Annotated in this window: 31 protein-coding genes; 21 read left to right on the top strand and 10 right to left on the bottom strand. The window is 52.0% G+C overall.

All coding sequences use genetic code 11. The features are described from left to right. Nucleotides 1-205: 205 nt before the first annotated feature. Nucleotides 206-1,243: a polysaccharide pyruvyl transferase CsaB gene (csaB, locus tag JUJ53_RS04820; RefSeq protein ID WP_204150877.1), complete on the top strand. Its 1,038-nt coding sequence runs from the start codon at nucleotides 206-208 to the stop codon at nucleotides 1,241-1,243. On the opposite strand, the gene JUJ53_RS04815 is transcribed toward csaB, so the two are convergent. Further along, entirely contained in the window at nucleotides 1,240-2,028 is a 789-nt protein-coding gene (locus tag JUJ53_RS04815) for an SAM-dependent chlorinase/fluorinase (protein WP_204150848.1), read from the bottom strand. The genes csaB and JUJ53_RS04815 overlap by 4 nt on opposite strands. Before the next feature lie 45 nt (nucleotides 2,029-2,073). Here JUJ53_RS04815 and JUJ53_RS04810 point away from each other — a divergent pair, with 45 nt between their 5' ends. Further along, complete coding sequence (locus tag JUJ53_RS04810; protein WP_204150847.1) at nucleotides 2,074-3,915, top strand: ABC transporter ATP-binding protein; 1,842 nt, start codon at nucleotides 2,074-2,076, stop codon at nucleotides 3,913-3,915. 95 nt (nucleotides 3,916-4,010) lie between these two features. Here JUJ53_RS04810 and JUJ53_RS04805 read toward each other — a convergent pair whose 3' ends face one another. Next, nucleotides 4,011-4,535, bottom strand: coding sequence for a tetratricopeptide repeat protein (locus JUJ53_RS04805; RefSeq protein WP_204150846.1), 525 nt, complete (start codon nucleotides 4,533-4,535; stop codon nucleotides 4,011-4,013). Between the two features lie 79 nt (nucleotides 4,536-4,614). Next, complete coding sequence (locus JUJ53_RS04800; RefSeq protein WP_204150845.1) at nucleotides 4,615-5,085, bottom strand: DUF2141 domain-containing protein; 471 nt, start codon at nucleotides 5,083-5,085, stop codon at nucleotides 4,615-4,617. A gap of 206 nt (nucleotides 5,086-5,291) precedes the next feature. On the opposite strand from JUJ53_RS04800, the gene JUJ53_RS04795 reads away from it, so the two are divergent. Further along, nucleotides 5,292-5,768 (top strand): phycobilisome protein, encoded by a 477-nt coding sequence (locus JUJ53_RS04795; protein ID WP_204150844.1) that lies wholly within the window; start codon nucleotides 5,292-5,294, stop codon nucleotides 5,766-5,768. Between the two features lie 72 nt (nucleotides 5,769-5,840). Here the strand turns inward: JUJ53_RS04795 and JUJ53_RS04790 are convergent, their stop codons facing one another. After that, entirely contained in the window at nucleotides 5,841-5,990 is a 150-nt protein-coding gene (locus JUJ53_RS04790; RefSeq protein WP_204150843.1) for a hypothetical protein, read from the bottom strand. A 532-nt stretch (nucleotides 5,991-6,522) separates the two neighbouring features. On the opposite strand from JUJ53_RS04790, the gene JUJ53_RS04785 reads away from it, so the two are divergent. The 5 genes from JUJ53_RS04785 (at nucleotide 6,523) to JUJ53_RS04765 (ending at nucleotide 10,873) form a co-directional block, all read left to right on the top strand. Then, nucleotides 6,523-7,203 carry a V4R domain-containing protein gene (locus tag JUJ53_RS04785; RefSeq protein WP_204150842.1) on the top strand — a complete coding sequence of 227 codons (681 nt, stop codon included), beginning with the start codon at nucleotides 6,523-6,525 and terminating at the stop codon, nucleotides 7,201-7,203. A gap of 5 nt (nucleotides 7,204-7,208) precedes the next feature. Beyond that, nucleotides 7,209-7,553 carry a hypothetical protein gene (locus JUJ53_RS04780; protein ID WP_204150841.1) on the top strand — a complete coding sequence of 115 codons (345 nt, stop codon included), beginning with the start codon at nucleotides 7,209-7,211 and terminating at the stop codon, nucleotides 7,551-7,553. Between the two features lie 69 nt (nucleotides 7,554-7,622). Further along, on the top strand, nucleotides 7,623-8,096 hold the full coding sequence (locus tag JUJ53_RS04775) for a hypothetical protein (protein WP_204150840.1): 474 nt from the start codon (nucleotides 7,623-7,625) through the stop codon (nucleotides 8,094-8,096). Between the two features lie 114 nt (nucleotides 8,097-8,210). Beyond that, entirely contained in the window at nucleotides 8,211-8,867 is a 657-nt protein-coding gene (locus JUJ53_RS04770; RefSeq protein ID WP_204150839.1) for a V4R domain-containing protein, read from the top strand. 32 nt (nucleotides 8,868-8,899) lie between these two features. Then, complete coding sequence (locus tag JUJ53_RS04765) at nucleotides 8,900-10,873, top strand: serine/threonine-protein kinase (RefSeq protein ID WP_204150838.1); 1,974 nt, start codon at nucleotides 8,900-8,902, stop codon at nucleotides 10,871-10,873. A 187-nt stretch (nucleotides 10,874-11,060) separates the two neighbouring features. On the opposite strand, the gene JUJ53_RS25010 is transcribed toward JUJ53_RS04765, so the two are convergent. Continuing rightward, nucleotides 11,061-11,189: a hypothetical protein gene (locus JUJ53_RS25010; RefSeq protein ID WP_275415723.1), complete on the bottom strand. Its 129-nt coding sequence runs from the start codon at nucleotides 11,187-11,189 to the stop codon at nucleotides 11,061-11,063. Nucleotides 11,190-11,515: 326 nt separating this feature from the next. On the opposite strand from JUJ53_RS25010, the gene JUJ53_RS04760 reads away from it, so the two are divergent. The 3 genes from JUJ53_RS04760 to JUJ53_RS04750 all read left to right on the top strand — a co-directional run bounded on the left by JUJ53_RS04760 (nucleotide 11,516) and on the right by JUJ53_RS04750 (nucleotide 13,905). Further along, nucleotides 11,516-12,187: a transporter substrate-binding domain-containing protein gene (locus tag JUJ53_RS04760; RefSeq protein ID WP_239124778.1), complete on the top strand. Its 672-nt coding sequence runs from the start codon at nucleotides 11,516-11,518 to the stop codon at nucleotides 12,185-12,187. Between the two features lie 265 nt (nucleotides 12,188-12,452). Continuing rightward, the gene (locus JUJ53_RS04755; protein ID WP_343327888.1) at nucleotides 12,453-13,190 is read left to right on the top strand and encodes an amino acid ABC transporter permease; all 738 of its coding nucleotides are present in this window, start codon (nucleotides 12,453-12,455) and stop codon (nucleotides 13,188-13,190) included. Continuing rightward, complete coding sequence (locus tag JUJ53_RS04750; protein WP_204150836.1) at nucleotides 13,183-13,905, top strand: amino acid ABC transporter ATP-binding protein; 723 nt, start codon at nucleotides 13,183-13,185, stop codon at nucleotides 13,903-13,905. Before JUJ53_RS04755 ends, JUJ53_RS04750 begins: the two co-directional genes overlap by 8 nt. A 580-nt stretch (nucleotides 13,906-14,485) precedes the next feature. Here JUJ53_RS04750 and JUJ53_RS04745 read toward each other — a convergent pair. Then, entirely contained in the window at nucleotides 14,486-14,833 is a 348-nt protein-coding gene (locus tag JUJ53_RS04745) for a hypothetical protein (protein ID WP_204150835.1), read from the bottom strand. An 849-nt stretch (nucleotides 14,834-15,682) separates the two neighbouring features. On the opposite strand from JUJ53_RS04745, the gene JUJ53_RS04740 reads away from it, so the two are divergent. The 9 genes from JUJ53_RS04740 to JUJ53_RS04700 all read left to right on the top strand — a co-directional run bounded on the left by JUJ53_RS04740 (nucleotide 15,683) and on the right by JUJ53_RS04700 (nucleotide 21,969). Beyond that, entirely contained in the window at nucleotides 15,683-17,155 is a 1,473-nt protein-coding gene (locus tag JUJ53_RS04740; RefSeq protein ID WP_204150834.1) for a collagen-like protein, read from the top strand. Between the two features lie 366 nt (nucleotides 17,156-17,521). Next, nucleotides 17,522-18,274, top strand: a complete 753-nt coding sequence (locus JUJ53_RS04735; protein WP_204150833.1) for a hypothetical protein — start codon at nucleotides 17,522-17,524, stop codon at nucleotides 18,272-18,274. Nucleotides 18,275-18,338: 64 nt separating this feature from the next. Next, nucleotides 18,339-19,070 (top strand): hypothetical protein, encoded by a 732-nt coding sequence (locus JUJ53_RS04730; protein WP_204150832.1) that lies wholly within the window; start codon nucleotides 18,339-18,341, stop codon nucleotides 19,068-19,070. Continuing rightward, nucleotides 19,070-19,438, top strand: coding sequence for a hypothetical protein (locus JUJ53_RS04725; protein ID WP_204150831.1), 369 nt, complete (start codon nucleotides 19,070-19,072; stop codon nucleotides 19,436-19,438). The genes JUJ53_RS04730 and JUJ53_RS04725 overlap by 1 nt, the downstream gene beginning before the upstream one ends. After that, nucleotides 19,438-19,941: a hypothetical protein gene (locus tag JUJ53_RS04720; protein WP_204150830.1), complete on the top strand. Its 504-nt coding sequence runs from the start codon at nucleotides 19,438-19,440 to the stop codon at nucleotides 19,939-19,941. The genes JUJ53_RS04725 and JUJ53_RS04720 overlap by 1 nt, the downstream gene beginning before the upstream one ends. Then, the gene (locus JUJ53_RS04715; protein WP_204150829.1) at nucleotides 19,938-20,489 is read left to right on the top strand and encodes a hypothetical protein; all 552 of its coding nucleotides are present in this window, start codon (nucleotides 19,938-19,940) and stop codon (nucleotides 20,487-20,489) included. The genes JUJ53_RS04720 and JUJ53_RS04715 overlap by 4 nt, the downstream gene beginning before the upstream one ends. Continuing rightward, complete coding sequence (locus tag JUJ53_RS04710; protein ID WP_204150828.1) at nucleotides 20,486-21,301, top strand: collagen-like protein; 816 nt, start codon at nucleotides 20,486-20,488, stop codon at nucleotides 21,299-21,301. The genes JUJ53_RS04715 and JUJ53_RS04710 overlap by 4 nt, the downstream gene beginning before the upstream one ends. Continuing rightward, a complete protein-coding gene (locus JUJ53_RS04705; RefSeq protein WP_204150827.1) occupies nucleotides 21,302-21,670 on the top strand; it encodes a hypothetical protein in 369 nt (122 codons plus the stop codon). It begins immediately after the preceding gene. Between the two features lie 2 nt (nucleotides 21,671-21,672). Further along, complete coding sequence (locus JUJ53_RS04700) at nucleotides 21,673-21,969, top strand: hypothetical protein (RefSeq protein ID WP_204150826.1); 297 nt, start codon at nucleotides 21,673-21,675, stop codon at nucleotides 21,967-21,969. Nucleotides 21,970-22,733: 764 nt separating this feature from the next. Here the strand turns inward: JUJ53_RS04700 and JUJ53_RS04695 are convergent. From JUJ53_RS04695 to JUJ53_RS04680, 4 genes are all read right to left on the bottom strand, one after another. Further along, complete coding sequence (locus JUJ53_RS04695) at nucleotides 22,734-22,976, bottom strand: hypothetical protein (RefSeq protein WP_204150825.1); 243 nt, start codon at nucleotides 22,974-22,976, stop codon at nucleotides 22,734-22,736. A 198-nt stretch (nucleotides 22,977-23,174) separates the two neighbouring features. Next, the gene (locus JUJ53_RS04690) at nucleotides 23,175-23,459 is read right to left on the bottom strand and encodes a hypothetical protein (protein ID WP_204150824.1); all 285 of its coding nucleotides are present in this window, start codon (nucleotides 23,457-23,459) and stop codon (nucleotides 23,175-23,177) included. Nucleotides 23,460-23,720: 261 nt separating this feature from the next. Beyond that, nucleotides 23,721-24,023: a hypothetical protein gene (locus JUJ53_RS04685; RefSeq protein WP_204150823.1), complete on the bottom strand. Its 303-nt coding sequence runs from the start codon at nucleotides 24,021-24,023 to the stop codon at nucleotides 23,721-23,723. Nucleotides 24,024-24,192: 169 nt separating this feature from the next. After that, nucleotides 24,193-24,420 (bottom strand): helix-turn-helix transcriptional regulator, encoded by a 228-nt coding sequence (locus JUJ53_RS04680; RefSeq protein ID WP_204150822.1) that lies wholly within the window; start codon nucleotides 24,418-24,420, stop codon nucleotides 24,193-24,195. Between the two features lie 185 nt (nucleotides 24,421-24,605). On the opposite strand from JUJ53_RS04680, the gene JUJ53_RS04675 reads away from it, so the two are divergent. Continuing rightward, nucleotides 24,606-26,834, top strand: coding sequence for a bifunctional DNA primase/helicase (locus tag JUJ53_RS04675; RefSeq protein WP_204150821.1), 2,229 nt, complete (start codon nucleotides 24,606-24,608; stop codon nucleotides 26,832-26,834). Nucleotides 26,835-26,901: the final 67 nt, after the last annotated feature.

Genomic DNA, 26,901 nt, shown 5'->3' with positions numbered 1-26,901 from the left:
GATGGTGTTAAATTCGTGTTCTCAAGTATAACAGTCGCTCCATGCTAGCCAATAGCACCCCTGCTGCAACGCTTGAATAAAACGTAAATAGAGGGCGATCGCCTAGACCTTCAGCTCCAACCCCAGCCCCCGCTCTAAGCGCAGGTCTGTGCCGTATGATGCTCTAGAGGTACGAGATCAGCGATCGCAGAGGCGGGGGCAATCCATGCGGGCAGTGCTATGTGGATATTATGGTCAGGGCAATGGGGGCGATGAGGCGCTGTTGGCGACGCTGCTGCAAATGCTGCCGTCCCACGTTCAGCCGCTGGTGCTATCGGGACAGCCTGAGGAGACCCAGAAGTGCTATGGCGTAGAAGCCTGCCCCCGGAAGTCTGCGCCAGCGGTGTGGTCGGCTCTGCGACGGTCGGATGTGTTCATCTGGGGTGGCGGCAGTCTGATGCAGGATGCCACCAGTGCGTTGAATCCCATTTACTACGGCGGCATCATGGGCATGGCCCAGCAGATGGGTTTGAAAACCGTGGCCTGGGCCCAGGGCGTGGGGCCCCTGAAGCGATCGCTCACCCAGGCGATCGCCCGTCGGTCGTTTCAGGGCTGTACGGCGGTCAGTGTGCGCGATCGCGCCTCGGCAGCGCTGCTAGAAGAATGGCGAGTACCCTGCACCCTCGCGCCGGATCCCGTTTGGGCCCTGGCCTCGAAACCGGTATCGGGCTTTTGGGATCTGCCGGCTCCGCGCATTGCCGTGGCCCTGCGCTCCCACCCCCAGCTCACGGATGCCCGACTTGCGGCCCTGACGCGGGCTCTGGTGATGCTGCAGCAGTCTACCCAAGCCCATGTGATGCTGATTCCCTTTCAACCGGTCAATGATCTAGCGATCGCCCAATCGATTCATAGGGCACTACCGGAAACCAGCACCATCCTCACCCTCAGCGATCCCCAGCAGTTGAAATGGGTATTTCAGGGGGTGGAGATGACCATCGCCATGCGCTACCACGCGTTGATTATGGCGGCGGCGGCGGAATGTCGCTGTTTTGCCCTCAGCTATGATCCCAAGGTGCAGCAGTTGATGGCGGAGGTGGCGATGCCGGGCTGGGATTTGGAACAAATTCCTGATGATGCGGGGGCGATCGCTCAAACCTGGATTGAACAGTATGCCAACGGCGATGCGCTGTCGGTGACCCAGGTGCAGGCGATGGTGGATCGGGCCTTGCTGCATCGGGATTTACTGCAGGCGGTGTTGAGCTAGGGGAGGTCGAGCCGTAGGGGACTGCCCCAGGTGAAGCCTAGGAGCTGTTGAGCATTGCCTTGATTGACGGCAAGCTCTACCCAGCCGTGACTGCCCACCAGCAGCAGCGGTTCTCCCATTGGCACATCGGTGTAGGTGTGAGCTCCAGGAATGTGGCGATCGCCCCAGATGCTGTGCCACTCACATCCGGCCACGGCGGCGGCGGGGATGGTGGTGATGCCGTTGCCAAAGTGGTCGATGGCCTGAATGCAGCCGGTGATGGTGTTGCCCGATCGCTGCCAGGTGGTTAAGGGCAAATCGACGAGGGAGTCGGGGGCGATCGCCTCGCCTACGGCCTGCAGCGGGACTCCCTGGGCCAGATGGGCCGCCACCGGGGCAAAGATATCGCGGCCGTGGAAGGTGGCGCTGGGGTTGGCATTACGCCAATACTGGGGTCGGTTGAGCACCACGGCTGCCTGGGGTCGCTTAGTCTGCAGTACGCCGCTGATCAGACCATTATCCGGGGCGACGAGGATGCCGTCATCCAGTTCCACAGCGATCGCCCGCCGCTGACTACCCACCCCCGGATCCACCACGGCCACATGCACGGTTCCCGGAGGAAAATAGGCGTAGGCGGTCATGAGTTGAAACCGGGCGGCGGCCACATTCTGGGGTGGGATCTGGTGGGTGAGGTCGATCACCGTGGCGGTGGGGGCAATCTGGGCAATCACGCCCTTCATCATCGCTCCATAGCTATCCGCTAGTCCAAAATCGGTCAGTAGGGTAATCACCCTAGGTGTGGTCATTCTGAAGCCCTCCTCACGTGCCCCCCAACCCGCTAGGCTGGAAAGATGAGACAGTTACAGCGTCGTTTATATCAACTCTGGCAGCCGTTCCGCCAGTCGTTTTCTACCTTTCACTATTGTGGGCGGGCGATCGCTCTCGTTTGGCAAACCCATCGCGGCCTCACCCTCATCTTTGCTATTTTGACCATCATCGCCGGCCTGCTGCCGGGGGCGATCGCCTATGTCGGCAAGCTGATTGTAGATGCGGTGGTGCAGGCGGCCCAAACGGGCGATGCAATCGGCAGCGATCGCTGGGTAGCGTTGCAATATTTGGGGGTGGAGGCGGTGCTGGTAGCGGTGCTGAGCGGCTGCCGTCAGGGGATCGCCCTCTGTCAATCGCTGCTGCGGGTACAGCTTGCCCAAACGGTGAATGTGCTAATTCTCCAAAAAGCTCTCACCCTCAGCCTCACCCAGTTTGAAGACTCGGAATTCTACGACAAAATGACCCGGGCCCGGCGAGAGGCGTCCAGTCGTCCCTTAAATATGGTGATGCGCGTCTTCGGCATCTTCCGCGACAGCCTGTCGATTCTCACCTTTTCGGGGCTGCTGCTGCAATTTTCCCTGGGAGCAGTCCTGGTGCTGATGCTAGCCTCGGTGCCGGCCTTCATGGCCGAAACCTATTTTGCAGACCAAACCTTTCGAGTCTTTCGCCGCCGTGCTCCAGAAACCCGCGAACAAACCTATCTAGAAACCTTGGTGGCTCGGGAAGATTATGCCAAAGAGGTGAAGCTCTATCAGCTAGGGGAGCTGTTTGTCGATCGCTATCGGCAAATTTTCGATCGCCTCTATCAGGAAGATCGGGATCTGACCATTCGCCGCAGTGTCTGGGGCTATGTGCTCAGCCTGCTCAGTAGCCTGGCGTTTTACGGGGCCTATCTGTGGATTGTTTTGGAAGCGATCGCTGGCCGTATTTCCCTCGGCGATCTGACCATGTATCTGGTTGTCTTCCGCCAGGGGCAAACCACCTTCGCCGGCATTTTAACCTCGGTGGGCGGCATGTATGAAGATTCCCTCTACCTCTCCACCCTCTACAGTTTTTTGGAAGAAGAAACTCCCGAAGAAGGCGGACAGGCTACCCAGGGGCCCATACCAGGGGATGGCATTCGGTTTGAACAGGTGTCCTTTGCCTATCCCGGCAGCCAAACTCTAGCGCTGACCGATATTTCCCTGCACCTGAAGCCAGGACAAAAGCTAGCGATTGTCGGGGAAAATGGCTCGGGCAAAACGACGCTGATTAAACTCCTCACCCGGCTCTATCAACCTAGCAGCGGCCGCATTGTGCTAGACGGCCTCGACCTGCGCGACTGGGACGTGGTTACCCTGCAGCAGCGCATTGGCGTGATTTTCCAAGACTTTGTTCCCTACCAGTTCACGGTAGGTGAAAACATTGGTGTGGGGGATGTGACCGCCATCCGCGATCGCGATCGCTGGCAAGAGGCCGCAGCCAAGGGCACGGCCCAAGCGTTTATCGACACCATGCCCGAAGGCTACGATACCAGGCTAGGGCGATGGTTTCGGGGCGGGCGAGAGCTGTCGGGTGGTCAATGGCAGAAAATTGCCTTGTCCCGAGCCTTTATGCGTCGCCAAGCCGATATCCTGGTGCTCGATGAACCAACCTCGGCCATGGATGCAGAAGCGGAGGTGAAAATTTTCGATCAGTTTCGGGCCGCCACCCAAAACCAGATCGCCATCCTCATTTCCCATCGCTTTTCCACGGTGCGCATGGCCGATCAGATCATCATTCTCAACCAGGGCAAATTAATTGAACAGGGCACCCATGATGAGCTGCTGGCCGCAGGCGGCCGCTATGCCCACCTATTTTCGCTGCAAGCGGCAGGCTATCGTTAGCTGGCAGGGCTCAAAATTGGCAACCACAACGGAATGAAACCCTTGATTCTTAAGGGTTCTAGTGATTGGCAGCATGACCGTTTGAGCCCTACCCGTTAGCTGTCATTATCCGGTGCATAGTATTGGATATAGTCCAGCCAACCTTGGGCATCCTTGGCTTCGGGGTTGATGCTCAGAGTTGCGTTGAAGTCTGCCATAGCTCCCTGAGTATCGCCTAGGTCATAGCGGGCTAGACCCCGGTTGTAATAGGCATCTTCATCTTGGGTATTCAGGGCGATCGCTTGACTGTAGTCGGCGATCGCATCTTCGGGATATCCCAAGTCATAGTGGGCTACGCCGCGATTGTAGTAGCTATCGCCATGGCGAGGATTAATTTGTAACGCCATGGTGTAGGCTTCGATGGCCGCCTGGAGCTCACCCCGCTCATAGGCAGCTAGCCCCTCCGCGTGATAACAATCTGCCCGTAAGACGGTATCGTCTACCAGCTCGCAGCCGCTAGGTTCCGATACCTCATCCTGGGGCATGGATTGGGCCATGGCTGGAGATATAGCCACCATGCTGCTGGCAGAGACGACAGCCATTGTTGCGATCGCACTTACCCAGCGAGATCGGATCAGCATCACCATAGAAGCTCCTCTCTATGCATAGACTATATGGACGATAGCAATAGACAATCCCAGTCCGTCTTTCTACCTTTGTCTAAGGATATTGCATTCTAATTTGCAGAGTCATGTTGCCCCCCAGCAGAAACATGGCCTCATCGTAGGAGGCTGGCCCCGTACGGGCGATCGCATTATTGGAAAACCCGTAGCCCTCCGTTGGCATCCCAAAGAGACCTCGGTTGAGCACCTCATCACCATTGGCGTCATGGTAAATTGCCATAGCATAGGTTCCCGCCGGCAGGGTTTCGATGGTAAGACTCATGTCCAAATCGGTGATGGGATCGCAGCCTTGGGCTACTGCATTACCATCCCCACTGGGAAACCCTTGGCTGCCGTTAAAGATTCTGTAGCAGACATTGCCTTGTTGGCTATTGAGCTGCTCAACTTGGACGGTGAGCTGACTGTTGAGGTTTAGTTGAGACTCTGCCTGGGCCAAGCCTGTCATGGATAAATGGCTTAGGCCAAGTACCACCCCTCCTCCCAGAATTCTATGTATCCAACGCTTCATAGGTTCGTCTCAACCGTCTGATTTTGCCCAATCATTCTAGTCCACATTGATTCCTATCTTCCTCATCCATGAGTCGTGTTTTTGTCCTTGACTCATGGGGAGAAGAATTTGTGCCCTAGACACAATCAGCAAAAATACGGAGTGAGGGCTGAGTCTAGACCGATTATCCTTAAAGAAAGTTAACAAATAGTTGTGGAGGCTATCCTATGCTCAGCCAGTTCAACCGTCTTGCCCTTGATAGCGACGGTCGCTACGCCAACGATTTAGAGCTGCGGTTTATTGAGGAGTATCTCCAGTCCTACCAAATGCGGATCAACATCTACAAAAAATTGCAGGACGCCGAACAAAAGATTGTGCAGCAGGTATACAACAAGCTGCGAGCCCAGGATCCTAGCTTGCTGATCAGTAAGCAGCAGGACATGACGGCCAAGTGGAAGCGAGACACCATCCGCGTCCTGCGTTACTCTGCGGTCACCGTCCTCACCGATGACACCGCCACCTTCCAAGAACGGCTTTTGCTCTGGTTCCAAACCATCATGCGCGCTTTTGGAGCCCAGCGCAGTTGTGAAATGACCTACACCGTGATGCAAGACGTGATCCAGCAACACTTCACCCCGGAAGAATATAGCTACATTGCCCCTGTACTCGACCTCAACCGCACCGCCCTCGGCACCGCTGCATAGCCAGTGAGCAGCATCTACCCATCAACCATCGTCGTTGTCTATTCCTAGCCCGCCCGTCGTCCCCTGGGCCTGTTAAACCATCCGTGGCGCTCCCGCTACACTGGAGCTAGTAGAATCTAGGGTCGGAGCCTGTAGCACCGTCGGCAAACCCAGACCTAGCATCCGGGCGATCGCCTCTGGCAAAACCTCTGTCAAAAGTCTTAAGATTAGCAAACTTTTCATCTAGGTTCGTTAGATCTGCTTAACCTAGGGAATATTGAAACTAGCGGAGCAATATAACAGGCTTAGTTGATAGGGCAAGGATTGTCGCCACCGCCGTTCTCTTCACGCTGACCCAAGTGCCACCCTGGATCCCTCTCGTTGAGATCCACCCTCAGGGCCTTGTGTCATCCTATGCTTAGGGCGCAAGCAGCAATCCCCATCTCAAATCAGTACCGGTTTGGTTATTGCTCGTCATCCTTGGGGTTGAACACAGCCCTAGAGGTTAGTGCTGTCTGATGAACGACTCATACCAATTTATGTCTGAGGTCATGATTTGAGCCCCATCATCCTGATTGAGCCTATAAAGCGCCGTTTATTACAGTACCGTCAATCAGCCGTCTAGCATCGAGTCTGTAGGCTAGACCCCCAATCTTAGGTTAGTCATCCACCATTTCATCCCTCTAGTTCACCCATCCATACGCTTGCCTCGCTAGCGAGATCATCATAGCGACTCGGTAGATATCCTCATAACAGCCTCACTCAGATAGACACCATGGTAACCGCAAACAACCAGCACACCCTCAAATCAAAGCAACCGAAAAAGCATAACCACTACGGGTTTCGCGATTTCTTTCAGTTTGATCCTGAGCAAGGCACCATCACAGACTGGAACGGAAGCTGTAATCTGCTAACCAGTGAAGACTTTATCATTGGGCTCATTGAAGGGCTTGAGGAGGAAGTGGGTGATGCCTCTGCCGCCACCATGTACACCATCGGTTGCGAATGGGGACAGCGCGATGCCTTTTTCTTTGAGAAGTGGTTCTCTGAAGAATTTGAGCGCAATACCCGTCAAGCCAATCTCCTCTTTTTGCTCGAAACTTGGTGGTGGCCCTTTACCTCCCAAGGTTGGGGTCGCTGGGAAGTAGACATGGGCGATCGCAAACAGGGATTTATGTTTATCAACCTGTTTGACTCCGCCGTTGCTCGTACATTAGGAGATGTGGGTAAACCTGTCTGCCACATCTACGCCGGTCTCTTTGCCGGTTTCTTTACCGAGATGGTGAAAAAGCAACTGAGCTGCATCGAAATTCAGTGCTACTCCATGGGTGAAACCTACTGCAAATTTCTGCTCGGCGGACAAGACCGCATCGACGCGGCATCCTTCTGGTTGAATGAAGGAGCCACCGCTCGGGATATTGAAAAGCGGCTGCGTTCAGGGGAAAGACTAGGATGACTTCAATGACCTTAGTGCAACGGAATGGAGCGGCAAAAGGGATGCAAGCATCGTCTTGGCTGCAACAGTCAGTTCAACAGTTTTTCCAAGACGTGAACTGGGACGGTCGGGTGCTCGCTCCGCCCCCCGTTGAAGACGATATCGGTGATATGACGTCGCTGTTTCCGGCAGATGCTCCGACGGTGAGTAGTAGCTTTAGTTTCACCATGACCGTCAGCAACTACTTCGCTGCCATTCCCTGGGATGGAGTGCCCATGATTGCTGCGCCCATTTTGACCGATACCCCCACAGAAGCTGCTGCCCCTGAGGAAAAGAGCGTCACCTTGGATGACTTTTTCAGCAGCTTTTAGGTGGCATACGGGACGTCTGCCACGCTTGTTTGACTTAAACCCATGTATCAGGCTTGATGAGGTGTTAATATGCATCCCGATATTGAAGCGTTGTTTGATGACGCAGAGAGCCGTTATCTGAAGATTGAAGAACTCGGTATTCTGAATCAGTACGTCGATTCCCTACCTGAGCGGCTAGAAGCCTATCGACAACTTCGCAACCGTGAAGTTGACATTATGCAGCCGATTGCCGATGAATTAGAGGCAGCGATGCCAACGATGTCTCAGGACAATTTAGAGCGCAGTCTCAAGAACGCTATCCTCTTGCTGCGCTATTGCGCCATGGCTATGCTGCTCAATGACGAGACCTTTGTGCGCAATCGCCTGCTCAACTGGGTTGAAAAAGCAGCTCAGGCCTATAACACTCGGCCCATCGATAATCTTCTGTATCCTATGCTAGAGCGTAAGCTGGAGCAGGTTTTGACGGCACAGCAGATGGGCTTTCTCAAGCCGCCGTTGACGCTGGCCAAGAATGCGTTGCTCAATCCAGCATCGGTGTCGTAAGCGTGACATGAGCCGGTCTTGTGACATGAGCTGGTTCGCTGAGCGATCGCTAGTCCTCATGCCCTCTGTCTTATTCGTTCGACTGTTCCCTCGCCCTCTTCTTCCTATCGACCCATGATTTCCATCACCGATTTGCTCACCGATAACCGCATCCCTGGCAACTATTTTGCAAGTGATGCCTACGTTCAGGGCGATCTTGAGCTGGGGCTCCTCGAAAATCGTCGGGGAGAACGCCTGCTGGCCCTGCCGGAAATGTTGCTTCAAGGAATTTATGCCGGACTCGAAAAAGAAACCGGACAGGCTAGCCGTCTGGTACTTTATAATTGCGGTCGGTGGTGGGGTAAAAATTTCTACGCGCGCTTCTGTGAAGAGCTAACGGATTATTACCAAACGCCTATGGCAGATATGCCTATGGTGGAGTTTATCCAATGTCTCGAACAATGTTGGGTGACCCATGGGTGGGGGCGTATTAAGATCGACCATAGCTATCAAGACCGAGGCTTTTTGGTGGTGACGATTACGAATTCTCCGTTCACCAAGCAAGCACCCAAAGGCGATCAGCCGGTCGGATTTTTGGAGGCTGGGGCGCTATGCTCGTTCTTTAGCCAACTGACAGGTCGGGAGCTGCACTGTGTTCAAACCACCTGTGAGTCAATGGGTGCAGATAGCAATCGTTTTGTGTTGGGTCTACCTAAACGGCTAGAACCGGCTGAAACCATGGTTACAAACTTAGATCACGATGCCATCATGCAGCAGCTCTGCCAATTGTGATCTACGTATCGACATAGGACTCGTCCGTTATTGTGGCAAACCAACCGGGAACTGAGCTGAAACGCTCGAAGTATCGCCTCCTAGGTTTAGTTGGACAGGGGCAGTTTGGCCGTGTGTTCTGTGCGGCACATCGCAAGACTGGACGGCTAGTTGCCCTCAAGAACTTAGAGCAGCAGCGGTTCCCAACCCATAAGTTTTTGCGTGAACTGCGGTTCTTGCTCAGTTTGCAGCACGATAATATCGTCACCTGCCAAGCGCTAGAGCATACGGCTACGGGACGGTATGTGGTGATGGACTACTGCGAGGGCGGTACGATGCGGGGGGTGATGAATGATGATTATCGCCTCAATTTGCTGGAGGGCTTGTCCTTAATCAACGATGTGTTAGCTGGCTTAGAACATGCTCATCTGCGGGGCATTGTTCACTGCGATATTAAGCCTGAAAATATTTTGCTGAACCTGCGTATGGGCGGTTGGCGAGCGCGGATTTCTGACTTCGGCATCTCAAAGCTCAGTCAGGAACTGCGCTCAGATGAGGAAACGGGCAATACCGGCTCTCCTGCCTATATGGCTCCTGAGCGATTTTACGGCCAGTATTCGGCTTCATCGGATCTCTATTCGGTGGGGGTGATGCTGTATGAATTGCTCACAGGCGATCGCCCCTTTCAAGGCACGCCATCAGAACTCATGTCGGCCCACCTCAATACGCCGCTACAGATTCCTGATTCGGTGCCAGCCGCCTGTCGGCCTATTTTAGCCACGTCTCTGCAAAAGCTAGCGGCGCGACGGTTCCGCACGGCTGGGGAAATGCGCCAGGCGCTCCAAGAGGCGATCGCCCTGCTTCAAGACGAAGCGGTGCGCACGACAGCGGTTGAGCCACTGCTACAGTTTGTCGGCGAGACCTCCGTGAGCGGCTTTAGCTATGAGCAAGCAATGCTACTCAAGGCTCCTGTTTATTGCTTAGACCATGATGCCGAAGTGCCCATCGATCGGCAGCTTGTGGCACTGCCATCCCAGCGAATTTGTCAACAAGCGGGGCAAGCCGTGAAATGGACGGTGGTGGCAGCCCATGCACCCCAATCATCAGAAGAGTGGCTAGATTGGCGTGAGCTACAGATGTCTGAGATGCCTCGCCAGCTATGGTTACGACCCCAGGGATGTTTTGTGGCGACTGAGCGATCGCTGTCCTTGTTACCGATCTTAGATATATCTTCGGGTCACGAGCCCCAAATTCAACCGATCCTGCCGATGGATCAACCCTTTTGGGCTGATGTGGAGCCGGGGGGACGATGGCTAGCGATCGCTACCAATGCCACCTATCGCCTGCAGCAGTCTGACTCAGCTTCAGCTTCGCCGCTATCATCAGATAAGTTAGAAAGGGCGGATATTAACTGCGCTACGGAGAGTACCTTGCAGTTTGTGCGATCGCCCTTGTCAGGTGACTTAAGCTTACCTAGTCAGCCCATTCGCTTATTTAAGCCGGGACGTTGCTATAACGTACAACAACTGATTGCTCTAGATTCTCGCCATGTAGCTGTGGTTGCCCAGCGAGAAGCGGAATCGGACATCAGCACAACGCCCAAAGGTACATTAATCGAGATATTTAACCGGCGAGGGAATGTCCTAGGATCATTGGCCGTTCCAGTTTTAATGGGGCAAGCCATCAAAACACCCACCCCTTACCGACTGCTGGCACGAGATGCCTACAATCCCTATGCGCTACTCATGCTGGATCTCAAACCCTACCGCATTAATCGCATTGGCGTAGAAATTCAGCCTTACCTCTTGGCGGCTACCACGTGGGGCTATGTGGTGGTGGATCAAGAGGGTCAAATTCTGTTGATGAATGGGTTTGGCGATCGCATTGAGCGGATTAATGGGCCGAAGTCTCCAACGGCGATCGCGATGCCCAACCCTCACACGCTACTGCTCGCCACGTGGAATCAAAGCCATGGCAGTCTCTATCGGGTGAATCTCAAACAGTTGGATATTGATCTATTGTTTTGAGACCGGCTTGCTCAAGGCTCGTGCCATGGATAGCATCGAGCGCCACAAAACCGTGCGTTACGGCTGCACCCAATAGCACTCTGCAATCCTGAAACTCCATGCGACACATTTTGCAAGATCGAAGCAAAGCCAACGTTATCATCCGGATGAGCGCATGGTCATAGGATGACGGCTACTCTCCTTGATACTAGAAACGGGCGATCGCCTTAGGAACCTGAATTGCCTGCTGTCGAAGTGAGAGTCCCTTAAAACCCAACATACAGCATTTCTTGCTTTGGTGAGATACAGGTTCACGGCTGAAACGCTTATTTTTCAAGGGTTAGGTGTACCTCACTAACCTCGGAACCGCTGTATCTTAAAAAAAAATAAGTATGTATTTGAAGTCACAAAAAAAACCTTCGAACTTTGAGATGGTCTAAGAGCTAATATGGTCAAGTAGCTGGTTGAGCGTTGACTTTATCCAGCTAGATAGTATTCAGCCAGTCAGTCTTGATGTATGTGGCATCTAATCTCTAGTAAGTTATGAAACACCTTAGATTTCTATTCACGATTATAGTCACTGCTGTTTTCAGCATCTTTATTACGGTCGCTTGTACACCGTCTGACACTCCTACTGGAGAGGGCCCGGCTGAAACCTTAGTTATGGCAACCTCTGCCGATTATCCTCCCTACGAATTTATTCGTACTGATAGCGGTAGTGAAGAGATCGTCGGGTTCGATATTGATATTGCCAACGCCATTACTAGCAAACTGGGGTATGGCTTGGAGATCAACAACATGGATTTCAGCGGTCTTATTCCAGCACTCCAAGCTGGGCGAGCGGACTTTGTGATGGCGGGCATGACCCCCACCGAGGAACGTAAGCAAAACGTTGATTTTTCTGATATCTATTTTGAGGCGCAAAACACCATTGTTGCTTCTAGTGGTAGCAACTTGACCACGCTTGAAAGCCTCAATGGCAAGACCGTGGGTGTTCAGCTAGGAACCATCCAAGAGCAAGCCGCTAAAGATATCGAAGGAATTACCGTTAAACCCCTAAATCGGATTAACGAAATTATCCAAGAACTAAAGGCTGGTCGGATTGATGCAGCCATTGTTGAAGACACTGTGGCAAAGGGTTATGTAGATGCTAATTCTGATTTGGAATTTAATGTAATTCCTAATGAAGGAGAAGCTGGATCTGCGATCGCGTTTCCTAAAGATTCTCCTCTGCTAGAGCAAATTAATCCTGTCTTGAGAGACATGCTGAGTAGTGGTGAAATTGAGGAACTAGCCCGCAAATGGTTTGAACAAGATGTATCGGATCCAGGCTAGTCTCTAGGCTGGCAATTCGATGAAGGAAAGCCAGTCGGTGTTGCTGAATAGCAGTATGATTCTGCACTATGTTGAATAGAGTTTCAGGGCTTTTAGCTAGAAGTTCATACTCTAATTCAGCAACGCCAGCCAGTCTAAGACTGGCTTTCCACTGTTTAGAGCCATAGAAAACCCTAGCTTGAGGTGGATGATGATCAAGAGAAGGTTTCCCTTGGCGCTTCTTTGATACCATACTTCTCCTTTTTCACTGTTTTGATGTTCATGTGTGCGTCAGGAATCAATGGAAACATATTTGTTTGGCTTGTCGGGACTACTGGGATTGCTTGGAATTCAGGGACAAGGCTTAGTTTTAGATTTCAGTAAGATTTCCGATAGTTTTCCTTACATCTTGTGGGGAATTCCTGTCACCCTTGCTTTTAGCGTCACCTCTGCTCTCATTGGATTTACCTGGGGTACTGTTTTATCCATTTTCAAAATTACAAATCTTAAGCCCCTGAAATGGTTTGCCGATGCCTATACGTCTGTTTTTAGAGGCACACCATTAATTTTGCAACTAGCCATTATTTATTTCGCAACGCCACAGCTTACGGGCTTTACTCCTTCAGGTTTTCAGGCTGGGGTTGCCACCTTTGCTCTAAACTCTGCTGCCTATAGCTCTGAAACTATTCGGGGTGGCATTATGGCTGTTGACAAAGGGCAACGGGAAGCTGCGATGACTTTAGGAGTTGCATACCCGGTGATGATGTGGGATATTATCCTGCCCCAAGCTTTCAAAAATATTTTGCCTGCCCTTGTGAATGAAATGATTGCCTTACTTAAGGATTCTGCCCTTGTTTCCACGGTGGGTGCGTTAGATCTGATGCGTCGTGGTCAAGTAGTTGCCGCAGAAAAGTTTATTTACTTTGAGCCTTTGATTTTTGTGGCCATCATTTATTACTTGATGGTAATTGCTTTAACGTCGGTAGCGAAAAATCTTGAAACAAGGATGCGGAAAAGTGATTAGAACTGAAGCATTGTGCAAGTCCTTTGGGGGGTTACAAGTTCTAAAAGAAATTTCTACGGAAATTCGAAAAGGGGAGGTTGTTGCAATTCTTGGCCCTTCAGGATGCGGAAAATCCACTTTTTTACGATGTCTTAACTTGTTAGAGACCCCTACAAAGGGGCGAGTCTACATTAATGATGTAGAAGTTACAAATCCCAAGATTGACATCAATAAAGTGCGACAAAATATGGGGATGGTATTTCAGCACTTTAATTTATTTCCCCACATGACGGTGCTGCAAAACGTCACCTATGGCCCCATTAAGGTAAAAAAAATGACTAAGGGGTTGGCTGAAGAGTTAGGGATGGAAAAACTTACGCTGGTAGGATTGGCCGAAAAGGCTAATGTCTTTCCATCGCGCCTCTCTGGAGGGCAAAAACAGCGGGTGGCGATCGCCCGCTCTCTTGCCATGAAGCCCGAAGTAATGTTATTTGATGAACCCACCTCTGCCCTTGATCCTGAAATGGTAAAGGAGGTGTTGGATGTGATCAAATCCCTAGCTAAAACTGGGATTACGATGGCCGTTGTGACCCATGAAATGGGTTTTGCTCGAGAAGTTGCCGATAGAATCATGTTCTTAGATGCAGGTGTAGTGGCCGAAGATGCGCCCCCGGACATTTTCTTTTCGTCACCGAAGAGCGCGCGCGCTTGCCAATTCCTAGAAAAAGTATTGTGATTTTTCGTGGGATGAGTTACCCCAAAATCCTATTTTGAACATCTCTTTCAACATAAGAGGGAAGCCTAATTCTTTAATCTTGTGGTATCTATCAGGAGCACAAAGAGTTGGGCTTTTTACGTTGTTGCATCTTCTCAATAATAGTGCTGCTGAATCAGAGAATGAAACTCTAGCTAGAGGATCTGAAACTTCACGCAACATGTTGCGGAATCATACTGCTATTCAGCAATGCCTAATAATTTGTACGTTGGCAACGGGAAATGAGACCTTGATCCAACTCATCCACGGCGACCCCTTTCACACCGGCACACCCTAGAGGCTGGAGTTCCCCATAAAATGATGGCAGGGAGGAACGTTCGGATATTTCGGGTATAGAGCATGGGTGCATCCAGTTTTGCACGCTAGCCTCCATGCCCCAGATCCTTCTCTCCAAAAGGGCTAGGGGGAGCCGGATGCAAAAGTCGAGCACTGAAGGACAAGATTCCTGTAACCTTTAGCTTCAGAAGCTTTCACTTGACTTAAGTTGAATGCCAGGAGGCGGACTTGAACCGCCGACACGAGGATTTTCAGAAAAGATAAATTAAAAGGGAACTCTTGTGCCTATCTGCATCTCTTCAGGTGTGGATTTGGCGTGGTCTGCAAAGATTGGAGCATCACAAATCCACAGCTTTCTTTCAACACGACACTCTGGATAATTAAAATTTGCTGTCATCTCTCCAGGGCATTGATCATCTGGCATTACTTTCGCATACCGTCCGGTGACCGATTCAAATGCATGAACACAAACAAATTGAGCATTGTAGTCATCCGTGGCAAAAAAAGACCAATGAATCAAGATTAGGCGACTAGATGTTAACCAGTTCCATCCTGCTGCACCTAAAACAATGATTATGATTGAGCAAGCGCCAATTATTAGTTGTTTGTTCACTAGCCTTCTTCTATGAATTATTGCTCTAATGGTAGACCTGGAAGACCCAGGGAAGGAATAGACGGACGGGGGTTAGTCCGGGTCAATAGAGCAGAATACCTTAATGCTGGAAGGCTATCACAAGAATGGTCACGGTTTCTTGAAAACCCGATACAGGAAAATGTTCCGAGTATCCCATTAAATCGCAGGGATGGTTCATGGAACTTAGAGCTTTCTGCTGACATAGGAGATGCTGCTAATTTATCAGACATCTATTACGGCGATATTCGCACCTTCTGCGAGAGCAATCCTACCAACCCAGACCTTGCCGGGGTTCCTGAATCCGAGTGGGAATGGGCGATCGCCTCAACAGTTAGACGGTGGAACCAGTATTGTGAATGCCGTCCAGATATCCCTTCAGATCGCGAACAACAATGCGAGTATTACGAAGCTCTTCAACTGCCAAACGGAGCTAACGGACAATGTCCCCAGTGGTATCAAGTCAACACCATTTGGAAGGTCAAGCGGTATGTTCAAGATGCCGCCGTTGAGGGAGGGTGGCGATACACCTACGATATTGATGATGCCAGTACATACCTTCTACGAGGGCCTATTAGCGTTCCGATCGGCCCAACAAGTCAATATTCTTCAAATCCTAGAGTTGAGGGATTCGTAATTTTATCCCCTGCATCCTTTGATGATGGGGCAGAGCTTCGTCATCGATTTGTCACATCCAGCTATGTCAACTTTGAATCTACTGGGACGATTGCCTATGAATTCTATCCACGATGGCCTGGCCCTGGCTTTCAAGTGACATCAATTACTCCTTTAGGAACAAGGCTTTTTGGAAGGGATTCACAAGGCAACCCGTTGTATGATCCGGCTTTTGTGTTAGATGAAAACTGCTGTAATACTGAGCCACCGCCACCGCCGCCGCCACCACCGCCATTCCCAGATCCAGAGCTAATACTAGAATTTGAATGTATCGAAGGATGCGATGATGACGACGTGATTATAGTCATTCAAGGTCAACCAGGCCCGCCTGGGCCACCTGGCCCGCCGGGGGAAGATGGAGATGATGGGCTGATTGGCGACCAGGGACCGCAGGGCGATCCGGGGCCGCCTGGTCTAGCAGGCCCGATCGGGCCACAGGGCGAACAGGGGCCACGCGGTCTAAAAGGCGACCAAGGGGAGAAGGGCGACCAAGGGGAAAAAGGCGAGCCAGGCGATTGCCCAGTTATCACCGTTGACTATGAATCCTTCCCGATCGAAGACGGTGAAGAGCCATCAGTCACGGTTGAAGAGCGGGGTCTCTGTCAGTATGGATTTACGTTTCGCTTACCAAAGGGGTTGAGCATGGTAACCGTTAGCGGAGAGATTACCGTCTGTGATTCCACAGGAGCCCTGCAAACCTTCCCCTATGCAGGAGATAACTTTGAGGGGATCTTCTCCTTTGCTGCAGCCCAATCATCAGCCCTTAGGGAATTAAGCGGCTCAATTTGCCCTCCCCTGTCTGGGATAATGCCTCGCCCAAGCTGCTTTGAAGATGAGGGTGAGGTTGATGATTTCTTCACAGAGGTTGTGATCGCCGTTGTAGACACAATCATCGATCTAATCATCGTGAACCTAGTTGGAGCTGGGCCCATTGCAGCCTTTATCATCGATCAGCTAAGCAATTACCTGGTTGGATACCTTCGCACCATCTTTAGACGGTTCCTAGATGATTTCGTAGCACCAGACCCTATTGAGTATGAAGGCATTGGTATACGTGTTCTACAGCGCCAGATAGAAATCCTCAATCAGAACGTTGTAGACCTTGCCACACTGGTTTGCCCTAGTGCTCCAGTCCCCCAGGTGCAAGAAATATGTATCCCAATGTTGCCGTCAGAGCAGTTTGATGAGATGGCGATCGAGACCCAACTTGTGGTTTGGTTTGGGGAAAATTACCCAAAACCGCAGGGTAGCCGCTGGGCAATTCACATCCCATCGCCCATTAATGGGCTGAATTGGTGCGCAAACTTTGATGATTGGACTCGCTCCGTCTTGGATCGAAGCTCTACCAACCGCTGGTCAGGGCGAGTGCTTTGGGAAGGCTCACGGCTATGGACTGGGGGATACTTTGCAAGCGAGGCGGATGCAGAGGCATTCTGCGCCAAAGTCGCGACCCTGAGCACCCTAAGCCCCAAGTCAATCCGTATCAGCCAAAAACGCAGGCTAGACGGGCCCGGACAAATCAACGCCCGCCAAGTGAGGGCAGTGCGAGCCGTCGTGAGTCGGTTCAACGATCAGACCCAACGCCCCGAGGCGATCGCCTGCTATGGGCCACCCTCGGACGGGTGCTAATAGTCGCGAAACTCTTCAGGGACGGCAGGATTCCACGCCACGTAGTATCGTCCCTTGAATTTCTTGGCCACGATCAGCCGCCGCCTTAGCAAGCGAGCGACCTGATTTCTGGTGCGAAAGTTCTCCGCCAGCCATCTAGAGAGTGGTATGAGTTCGATTGAGCCATCCGGAGTGCAGCCCTCGCAGAACCTCGTTGACCTGAGATGGGGGGTTGGCATGAAAAAGATGTCGTAACGTTGTTACGACACTATCTTAGTTCTTTCATGAAAGCCTTGAAGTGCCAGGATTTAGAGGAAGTTGACGAGACGGGAACACCCCAGATGATGGAGTTCTCGCAGCCCCAACCCCTCAACCCTGGAGACAACCATGATTTCATTCGAGCAATTTAATGCAGCCGGTACAGCCACCGATGCAGGCCTGTTCATCCCAGTCGCAGACTTGCCCGGTGTGGATGCAGCAGAACTAGATGGCACCACCGCAGGCAGCGATAAGGCAGTCCTAGCCCTGCTCAACGTTTTTTACAACACCCTCAGCCCAACTGCGTTTGACAAACTGGGTATCTCGGTTGCCAAGCCCAACCCCACGGGGCAGGGTAGCGACCTGATCGCCCAGAACTACAGCATGGTGGTGGACTACCTGGTAGACCATGAAGCCCAGGCGATCGAGATGATTCCTGTGCCCACGGTGGGCACACAAGATGGCGTAGGGGCGATCGCCCTGGCTGATCTGTTTCCGACCGCCGCCGCCGTCGCCGCCGCTGGAGTGACAGCAGCAGGCATCGTGATTCCTAACGATGAGCTAGCTGGCTACGGAGCACCTCTAGCCGCCAGCATTCCCGCCGATGCCCGAGGCTACCTAGGGAGTCTCTACCATTACATCGTGGGTGAAGCTGTTGTGCGATCGGCTGAGACTGCCAGCGCGATCACCGCCAAGACTCGCGGCGCTGCTACTGGCTTCACGCCACCGCCCGCCTGGACGCAAGCCACCAACCCTGTATCTGGCATTGCCGCCGCAGACCTCATCAAGCGTTCTTTCTTCAGAACCACGCTCTCGATCACCGTGCAGCTCTTGCTTGACCAAGAGACGCAGACCTTCGACGTGAACAGCGTTACCAGCTAATCCAATCAATCCGAGGGCTCATCCCCATGAGTCCTCGCAGTAAACCTCTCAGGAGAACTAATCAATGGTTGCTATTCTCGTAGGCAACATCCCTGTATACCAGAGCGATCTGGGTGTTGATGTTGAAAATCTTCGGTTCAAAATCCGAGACGATAAGCTAGAAATCTCTGGCTACGCTGCGGCTGAAGGGGTTGTTTGTAGTGGCGCAGCTAGCTTGTTTAAGCACCGTTATCTTCAAGCGGAGTACCCAGACAGATCTGTCATCCGATACCCTGCCGGAACCATTCTGGATATCCCCACTGTGGCACAGGATGCCATCAACGACGGCGCGGTGTGTGTGCATCTAGAAGGCGAGGAATGGACATTTATTCCACCTAGCTTCATGCCAGGTAACCCAGAGCCCAACTACGTTGAATACCCAGTTGATGCAGGCGTTGCTCAGGTTGAAACTGGCGTGACCAACTACACCTCCGACCTGCTCGGAGGCATCAGAGTTAAGTACAAGGTTGAACTTTTCCCGAACCAGATTCTGGCCGCGGTCAAGCAATGTTTAACTGACCCTGAGATTGGAACCTTCCCCTGTACCGCAGGTTCTCAAATCAAGCCCCGTCACCTGACGATTCGCGCTCGACGTATCGGTAACCGGCAAATCGCCCGTAAAACCCTTCCCGCTGAAGCTGGAGGTGATGACATCCTGCTCTGTGCCGCGCAGTTGCTTGCCACTGGATATTGCGTTAGCTATAAAGGCGAGAGCGCTCGCAACCTTCAAGTTCTACTGAACATCACCGCTGGTTAATGGCTAATTACACTCTGGAATACATCACTGATTTTGGATTTGTGATGTGTTCCCGGCTCACCACGCTGAATGTGATTGAGAATGAGCGGGGAGTGCCCGGCTCACAGGCGATGGATGAATTCTTTCTCCCCGATATTTTCTTAGGGGCGATCGTGGATTCTGTGGGGTGTGACTTCCCCATCGGCAGCCCCAGGGGCGCAAGAGTTTACTACCAGCCCAATGCCTATTACTTCATCCCCTGCCCCTGGTCTGCAGCTCAACCAGAATTCAATACATTCTTTGAGCAACTGCGGGCATTCCCAATCTTTGAAGTGACCCTTCAGGGTGAGCGTATCAACAACTTCTATACCGATAGCTTGACCGCCTAATGCCCGCCTACCTTCGTCGCTACCAGGATCTCAAGTTTCTTTATTCCCGTGATGAGGGAACTGAGATTCTGCTTAGGCAACGGGTTTACCGTAGCCAAGATGGAGCCATTGAAACGCCCATCACCTCGCTATTTCAGGCACGGGTGCAGGTGACAGCCGACACTGTCCCACCTCGCACCTTCACCCCTCGCTATGTGCGGGCCTGCTTTGAAAATACGCGAAACCAGAGCGGTGAGAGCCGCTTAACCGCCTTCATCCCTTACCGTCCCGGTGACCCAAACTTACGGGCGCACGTCCAAGAGATCCTTCAGTTCGATAACGTCCTGTCTGGCGACTATCAGGGCGAGACCGACAACGTTGAGGAACTCCAGACCAAATTCCTTGAAGGGCTAGCCGAAATCATGAGAGATGCCATTGCTGAGGCGATAGGCGGACTTAGCGATGAACTTAGGGGTGTTGTGCTCGATATCCTACTCAATCTAATTTTGGGGGCGATTTTGTGACCATCACGCAGATATTCGACGGGCTCACCCTAGCCGGATTGCCAACGGCTAGTGATGAGTTCGTAAACGCTGACTTCCTAGTTTTCGCTACGCCCACCCTGGGAGTGGATGAGGGCTATGAAATCAGCTTGGCGATCAAGGTAGTGTTGCCCGCGCTGGGTGAACGCACCTTGTATGAGGCGATCGCCGATACGAAGGACGCTATCCGGATTCCCTCCGAGTTAGGGCAGACCGGATTGACCCTTAAGGCATACCTTGCCACGCCCTATCAGGTTGCGATGCAGATGTATGTGATCAACGAGTCGGACAACTCATCCAGCGCTGAATACGTGGAGCAGTTCGTAGCCGCTGACCTGACCGCCAACATGATCACCATCGTTCACGGCCTGGGTAAAAACTTTCCCATCGTCCAGCTCTACGACGGTGAAGCCAAGCTGACTGACCGGGCAACGATCAGCAGCCCGACTGAGAATACAGTCCTGCTCGACTTCACCCCAATCCTGGACTCTCCCCCCATTACTGGAACCTACACAGTGAGGATCGCATGAGCCCCAAACACACTGATGTCTTGTTTACCGGTCAGATTCGCGCCGAACGATACGGACGCTTTGTGAATCTGTATTTTCCCTATCCCGAGGTTGCCGACCTCTATTTCACGTTTCCAAGGAACTATCCCCCAGCTCAGCGACTGATGGCGATAGAACCCAATGGCACGTTTTACTACGTTGACCCTGCCACCATTGAGGGAGAGCCGGGCCCGCAGGGTGAGCAAGGGGAGGTTGGCCCACAGGGGCCCGCTGGCCCACAAGGCGACCCAGGCCCGCAAGGTATCCAGGGCATTCAGGGGATACAAGGGATTCAGGGTGAAACTGGGCCGCCCGGTGAATACACCTGGCTGACTGACCTTGAGTCTGTCGGAGACGCGCCTACGGCATGGCGGACGGTTGACAGACAGGGTGTTTATGCACGAACCAATGCGGAGTTTGACGGCCCCGGCGATCCGCCAAGCCTTGAATATGTGCCGCTGGGCGGTGGCAGCGATGGGGTGTCCGTGGGAAACGTGGAAATCCTCATGGACACCATTACGCTCACCTATTCCAGCGATGCTGCACTAACGGGCACCTGGACGTTTGACTTTTCCAGTACAACGAGATCCTTTGGCTTTCTCTTCAACCCCAGAGTTTTTCATGAACTAGTGGACTTGAACCTTTCGATCAACAATCGAAATCTATCAATCTTGAGAAGAACAACTCTCAGCCCAAATGCTGTGACGTATGTTCTGAACTCTGATGACAACTCAAACTTTGGAACTGGAGACACTGCAACCCTTGATGTATTCGCGGTAGGAAGGGCACTTTAAATGGAACAGCTCGAAATCAGAAAATACGATCGCTTCAAGTTTTCCTTAAGCTACCAGTCGATACCAGACTTCATTTTGCGGCTCAACTTCGAGCCCATTATTGAAGAATTCAACCTGACTGGGGACTACACCCTGTTACACTGGCAAGCCAAGCCACGTCAGCTCAGACGCTGGGGCGCATTTTGCCACCAACAAGGCATCACTCAATATCATGCTTTCGATCGCTTCACGTCTGTAAGCTCTCAACAGAAGGGTTTTCAGTTAGATGAATCTGAAACTATTTTCGTCCCAACAGCCGTGATTTACTACCCTGGGTGTACCTGCTCGATTGATGAAGGAACAGGAATCATTCGACCCATTGGAGGATAGCGATGGAGTTACTAAGCTACGCTTCAATCCTGATGGGACTGGTGGCCACCATCAGTGGGGCGATCGCTTGGTATCGCTCCACGGTGCGTAAACAGTACGCATCGGAACGCGACTTTAACCACATCCGCAGCTCGATCGCCCAGTTGGCCCAGGGCATTGCAGACCAGGACAAGTTCACTGAAGAGCACCTTAGCCGCCTGAGCAATCGCATCGACACCATGAACAGCACCATGACTGAGATTAAGGTGTATCTCATGGCTAAAATGGGAGACAACACCATCGGACGGGGTAAGCGGTGAGTTGCTTCACACGCAATTAACCAAGCCTCAAACACTGATTATTGCGTTCTCCACCATCGCAATAAGAGGGGGTATCTTCGCAAGAAGGCACCCCCTCTTTCTTCATTTAGTCCAAACCTAGTCCAGGCATAAAATAACCCCGGGCAATGCCCGGGGTTTAACCTTGAATATTGGGTCTCATGAAGACCTCTAGGCTCAGTATACCTGATGGAAAGGGTGTCACCGTGGCTGTCACCTGTCACCGGGTGTCACTTGGGCGGTGACAGGGGGGTGTCACCGGGTGTCACTCAGGTGGTGACAGGGTTTGAGCCTCGCTGTCACCGGGTGTCACCACATCCACATTCCCAGGTAAAATCAGGACAAATGAGCGGGTGACAGGGTGACAGTGAAATCATCAGGAATCCCCTACGAAGTTCACAGCGAAATACCATGAAATTCCTGTGAATTCACGATGACACCATGGGGTTAAGACCCTCTTTCTTTGACGTCGCTGTCCTCTATGATTTGGTCACAGGTCTTTAGACTATCGGACAAGCTATTAACGACGGCCTCCATCATCCATGCCAGGGCTTCTTGGCTGATTTCGCGATCTTCGCTCTTGTGTAAAGAATCCTTGAGCACGTCTCTAGAGATTTTGACCCGGTCTAGATAGAACCAAAGGTCTTGAATGCAGCTCTCAAGGGTGTTAATTCGGTCAACAGTTCGGCTTAGCGTCTCGACGGCCTGGGTGGCTGGGTTGTCTACTCGTTTGAAACTTACGACCATTACTGTTCACCCCCAGCTTGCAGACGAGTGATTAAACCTGCTAGGGGGAGACATGCCACAACAGATGTTTTTGCAATCTCTAGCACCACCTCAGGGGAAGGATTCTTATTCCCTGTGACTCGGTAGTATTGCAAAAGGGCGATTTGCGTGACTTCGTCGGCGAGTTCTTCAACGACAACACGATCGACATCCCCGATAAAATTCTTGCCGGGGATTGTTGATGAGTCTGAAATTTCAGTCATGATGGATATACTCCTTGTGAGTGCCTCAGGGGAGACACGTGGATAGTGTCCCTGAGGCTTTTAATTGGAAACAGAAAACCCCAGCCAATGTTGACCGGGGGTGAACCTCTAGAGTTGAGTCGAAAAGCTTAAATTTGTCCCTTTGCCTTGAGATATCGGAGACGAGCTTGAATCGGTGCTGGGCTTTTCAATCCAGCCCTACGTAACATCTCCTGTCTGACATTTATACAGAGCTTCCACACCCCTAGCTTGTTCATCAAACTGTTCAGGGTCTTCTTCAAACCATCGATTAGCATCTTTGTGCTCCTGCTCACTATAGTCGTCATTATAGACGCCATAGGTAGGGGTGTTTTCATCATCGGTAACGGACTGTTCAGTGGGAATCATGTTGAATTGATCAACGGCGACACGAGCAGCGCGATCGCCCCAGTCGTCATCAGACATCTTGTCCTCACCGAAGAATCCTTTCCAACCTTTAGCCATAATTGGGTATCTCCTTAATTCATTGGGAGTAGAACCGGGGTGTTACTTGGCAGTGCCCCCGGTTTTCTTATGAGAAAGCCCCCGGCGAGTGAGCAGGTGCCGGGGGTGAGAGGGATGCGACTGTAGAGCGTCGCCCTCCTGGAGCCATCCTTTTGTTCCGTCTTTTCGGAGAGTGCTGTTATTCCAGGATTGACGAAGGGGCACTAATCCTCGTTGGCTCTTTGTAAATTGGTGAAGCGCCCCAGGAGGGGAGCTGTGTTTTTACCAGCCGACAGAACGACGAATCGCTTCAAGCTCTGGCGGAGACTGGTAGGTTGCTTTGGCAACCCGTAGTAGCTCATCGATGTCCTGCTGGGGAGTCGTCCTGGGCTTGGCGGTGGGCTGTTCTAGGGCAACGGAAATAATCCGTAACGCCTGGTCGCGGGTTAGGTGACCAGCCTTGTAAGCATCTAGGGCATCTTGTGCCACATCAGGTGCTGTATGGCATCCTGCTGCGTTCAAAAAACCCATAAGTGCTTCTGGATTAGCCATAGCTTGAGCCAGAAACTGTGAGCCAGCGGACACGAGTAGTGCTTAGAGGTTCATGAGGTATCTCCAAATTTTCAAGGTTCGTGGGGCGTTTGTTCCCCCATGAGATCAATGTACCGTAAAGTGTTTTACGCGTCAATTAATTTACGGTACATTGCAAAAAAAAGAGGGGGATAGGTATACTCCCCCTTGTCCAGTGATGATGTTATGCCGGGCCAAACGTATCTGGAAGCTCATTTAGCTCACATTCCAGAACCTTGCACAGTGCCTTGACCTGTTTGATCGTTAGCCTAGGCTCGGCTCGCCCCTTCTCCCAATTCCGAATAGTGTGATCGGTAACCCCAAGAGCCTTAGCCAAGTCCTCCTGGGTCAATTCTTTTTGCTGTCTAAGTAAGACCAAGCTAGACCTCCGTACTCCTTCATTTTCACTCATTCTACCGTAAACCACTTTACCCGTAAATCAGCTTACGGTAAGGTAGTCTTAACCGTAATCAGATTTACGGCTTGACTCGACTTCAACGCAGGGTGACGGCCATCACCCTGCGATTACTAAATCGTCAGGCTTGATGGCTTGGCAAGCAAGGATCATTTGATCCAAAAAGAATGAGAGAGGAAAGCATGTTCGACATTCGAGACCACGTCCAGTTCACGAGCACAGGACGGGCCCACTGTCCCCACTGCGACCAGGAGCAGGCTAAAGGGCGAGCGCTCAGTATCGACCCAGACAGTGGAGCCTACAAATGCTTTCGGGGTTGCACCACCGAGCAAATCAGAGCAGCGATCGGAATACCGAAGGCGAAACAGACCCCCGCCAATCTCACGGGCAAGCGCTCAGCATTGTCCAGCCGGGAAACGGTGGAGCGGGCCACAAAGGAGTTGCTGGCTAGCAAGTTGCCCCTAGATTGGCTGAAAGATCGCACCATCTTCGAGGAAAATATCGAGCGGCACCAGTTAGGGCTGTATCGCGCCAAGGTGGGCAAGAAGACGGTGGAAGCGATCGGGATACCGTTCCCTGCCGGCGACGGCTTCTACGTCAAGAAAAGACTGGCACCATGGGCAGACCTTCTCTCAGCAGACCCCGAGTATTCACCATGGAAGCAATGGGGCATCCCTCCGCTCACCTGGTTTACACGGAAACCCAAGCAGGCCAGGCAAACGTGGCTATGTGAAGGGGAATGGGACGCCATCGTCCTAGCCGATGAATTAGACCACAAGAAAGACACCGAGACGGCGGTCGCCTGCTTCAACTGTGGTGCTGGATCGGTGCCACCACAGGCAGAGCTAGACAAACTGATCGGCAACGTGACGGTGTTCTATGACCTAGACAAAGCAGGCAAAGATGGAGCGGAGAAGGTAGCCAGGGCACTAGGAGACCGTGCAGCGATCGCGATAGTTCCATCGAACGAGGATGCCCCAAAAGGCTGGGACGTATCAGATGCACTGCTCAACGAGTTTCCCCTTGCTGACTTTAGAGCAGCGGCAGCGGCAGCCACGCAGCCACCACCACAAAAGCAGAGCAACAATCCACTACGCGATCGCCTGCTAACCAATGACGAGTTAATCGACACCGCCCCTGAATATACAGAATGGTTGGTTCCCGACATCCTGACCCAGAATGAACTGTTCCTGTTAGCTGCTGGGGCCCGAACAGGCAAGACCCTGTTAGCCATGACCCTGGCCCACGCCGTCGCAACCGGCAGCGAGTTTCTCAGCCGTCCCACCACACAAGGCACTGTCCTGTTCGTTGAGATTGAAGACAGCCCAGGCAAAATCCGAGAGCGACAGCAGGCCCAAGGGTGGGAACGGGGGCTCCCCATCGTTTGGCTACCCAAGTTCAAGCTATCGGAGCTACCACACCTAGCGGAGATCGCAGCAGAGATAGACGACCTGCGTTTAATCGTAATTGATACCTTGAGCCGGGTTAAGGACTCAAACGTCAACGAATCGTCAGCGGAGATGAGCGCCGTATTGGATCCGCTGCAAGACCTAGCCATCTCCCTAGACTGCTGTGTGGTGCTCGTCCACCACACAGGCAAGGTCAACGCCGAAACGGCCGACAAGGTAGACCTATTTGACACAATCCGAGGCAGCAGCGCCATCCGAGCCGTCTGTAGAGGAAGCATGGTTCTGGCCGCATCCGACAGGAGTTATCGGCTGGTTTGTGAAAATGGCTGGGGCAAGCATGACCTCAAGGTAGTTTTGGATGCCAAAACCCTCGAATGGAAGTTGATTGGAAAATGGTCACCGGTTCAAAACATGACGCAGAAAGACCAAATTGTTGACTATCTAAAACTAAGTGGAGAAGCATCAATTGAACAGCTTTACGAAGCGACAGGAATTGACAAGAAGTCGCTCTACACACAGCTTTCGAGACTTCAGACGTCAGACAATGCAGGCGATCGCGTCATCAAACGCGGCTCACGGCGTAAGTATACATACTCACTTGCTATATTCAACACTAGTCAACAGTTGAATAGCGTGTTGAATAGCTCAAACGAAGATGTGAAAAGCGATACAGGCTATAGTCAACAAAATAATTTTTTACTAGGGGGTGACGAAAAAGTACTTTCTGAATTAGATGCTTCTGACGAAAAACTAAATTCTGTTGACTATAACCCTGAAGACCATACAGAGCAAGGGTTTCGCCTATTCAACAACTATTCAACACTATTCAACACCGGTGACGTTGTTGAATTACAAGCTGGGCCGCATCACGGCAAAACAGGACGGATTATAGAAGTGAGTGAGCTAGCGGCCAGCATCCAACTTGAGGGCTGGGCCATACCAGAGGTGCTGAGTTTGTCTAACTTGAAGTTGCTACAACGTGGTGAAGAAAAGAGCGGTTGACCTGTATCGGCTGTCTTACGTGTGGGAGAAATACGCAGACTTCAAGCGTCCCCAGCTCGCACCCAGC

It is taken from the genome of Leptolyngbya sp. CCY15150 (assembly GCF_016888135.1).
In the GTDB taxonomy this organism is placed as follows: domain Bacteria; phylum Cyanobacteriota; class Cyanobacteriia; order RECH01; family RECH01; genus RECH01.
Note: the sequence above shows the minus strand (reverse complement) of the source record. Positions and strands in the feature narration are given on the sequence as shown.

Excerpts from the sequence above, each read along its gene's own strand:
- csaB (WP_204150877.1), top strand. The coding sequence starts at position 206 with ATGCGGGCAGTGCTATGTGGATATTATGGTCAGGGCAATGGGGGCGAT.
- JUJ53_RS04815 (WP_204150848.1), bottom strand. The coding sequence starts at position 2,028 with ATGACCACACCTAGGGTGATTACCCTACTGACCGATTTTGGACTAGCG.
- JUJ53_RS04810 (WP_204150847.1), top strand. The coding sequence starts at position 2,074 with ATGAGACAGTTACAGCGTCGTTTATATCAACTCTGGCAGCCGTTCCGC.
- JUJ53_RS04805 (WP_204150846.1), bottom strand. The coding sequence starts at position 4,535 with ATGCTGATCCGATCTCGCTGGGTAAGTGCGATCGCAACAATGGCTGTC.
- JUJ53_RS04800 (WP_204150845.1), bottom strand. The coding sequence starts at position 5,085 with ATGAAGCGTTGGATACATAGAATTCTGGGAGGAGGGGTGGTACTTGGC.
- JUJ53_RS04795 (WP_204150844.1), top strand. The coding sequence starts at position 5,292 with ATGCTCAGCCAGTTCAACCGTCTTGCCCTTGATAGCGACGGTCGCTAC.
- JUJ53_RS04790 (WP_204150843.1), bottom strand. The coding sequence starts at position 5,990 with ATGAAAAGTTTGCTAATCTTAAGACTTTTGACAGAGGTTTTGCCAGAG.
- JUJ53_RS04785 (WP_204150842.1), top strand. The coding sequence starts at position 6,523 with ATGGTAACCGCAAACAACCAGCACACCCTCAAATCAAAGCAACCGAAA.
- JUJ53_RS04780 (WP_204150841.1), top strand. The coding sequence starts at position 7,209 with ATGACCTTAGTGCAACGGAATGGAGCGGCAAAAGGGATGCAAGCATCG.
- JUJ53_RS04775 (WP_204150840.1), top strand. The coding sequence starts at position 7,623 with ATGCATCCCGATATTGAAGCGTTGTTTGATGACGCAGAGAGCCGTTAT.
- JUJ53_RS04770 (WP_204150839.1), top strand. The coding sequence starts at position 8,211 with ATGATTTCCATCACCGATTTGCTCACCGATAACCGCATCCCTGGCAAC.
- JUJ53_RS04760 (WP_239124778.1), top strand. The coding sequence starts at position 11,516 with ATGGCAACCTCTGCCGATTATCCTCCCTACGAATTTATTCGTACTGAT.
- JUJ53_RS04735 (WP_204150833.1), top strand. The coding sequence starts at position 17,522 with ATGATTTCATTCGAGCAATTTAATGCAGCCGGTACAGCCACCGATGCA.
- JUJ53_RS04730 (WP_204150832.1), top strand. The coding sequence starts at position 18,339 with ATGGTTGCTATTCTCGTAGGCAACATCCCTGTATACCAGAGCGATCTG.
- JUJ53_RS04725 (WP_204150831.1), top strand. The coding sequence starts at position 19,070 with ATGGCTAATTACACTCTGGAATACATCACTGATTTTGGATTTGTGATG.
- JUJ53_RS04720 (WP_204150830.1), top strand. The coding sequence starts at position 19,438 with ATGCCCGCCTACCTTCGTCGCTACCAGGATCTCAAGTTTCTTTATTCC.
- JUJ53_RS04710 (WP_204150828.1), top strand. The coding sequence starts at position 20,486 with ATGAGCCCCAAACACACTGATGTCTTGTTTACCGGTCAGATTCGCGCC.
- JUJ53_RS04705 (WP_204150827.1), top strand. The coding sequence starts at position 21,302 with ATGGAACAGCTCGAAATCAGAAAATACGATCGCTTCAAGTTTTCCTTA.
- JUJ53_RS04700 (WP_204150826.1), top strand. The coding sequence starts at position 21,673 with ATGGAGTTACTAAGCTACGCTTCAATCCTGATGGGACTGGTGGCCACC.
- JUJ53_RS04695 (WP_204150825.1), bottom strand. The coding sequence starts at position 22,976 with ATGACTGAAATTTCAGACTCATCAACAATCCCCGGCAAGAATTTTATC.
- JUJ53_RS04690 (WP_204150824.1), bottom strand. The coding sequence starts at position 23,459 with ATGGCTAAAGGTTGGAAAGGATTCTTCGGTGAGGACAAGATGTCTGAT.
- JUJ53_RS04680 (WP_204150822.1), bottom strand. The coding sequence starts at position 24,420 with ATGAGTGAAAATGAAGGAGTACGGAGGTCTAGCTTGGTCTTACTTAGA.
- JUJ53_RS04675 (WP_204150821.1), top strand. The coding sequence starts at position 24,606 with ATGTTCGACATTCGAGACCACGTCCAGTTCACGAGCACAGGACGGGCC.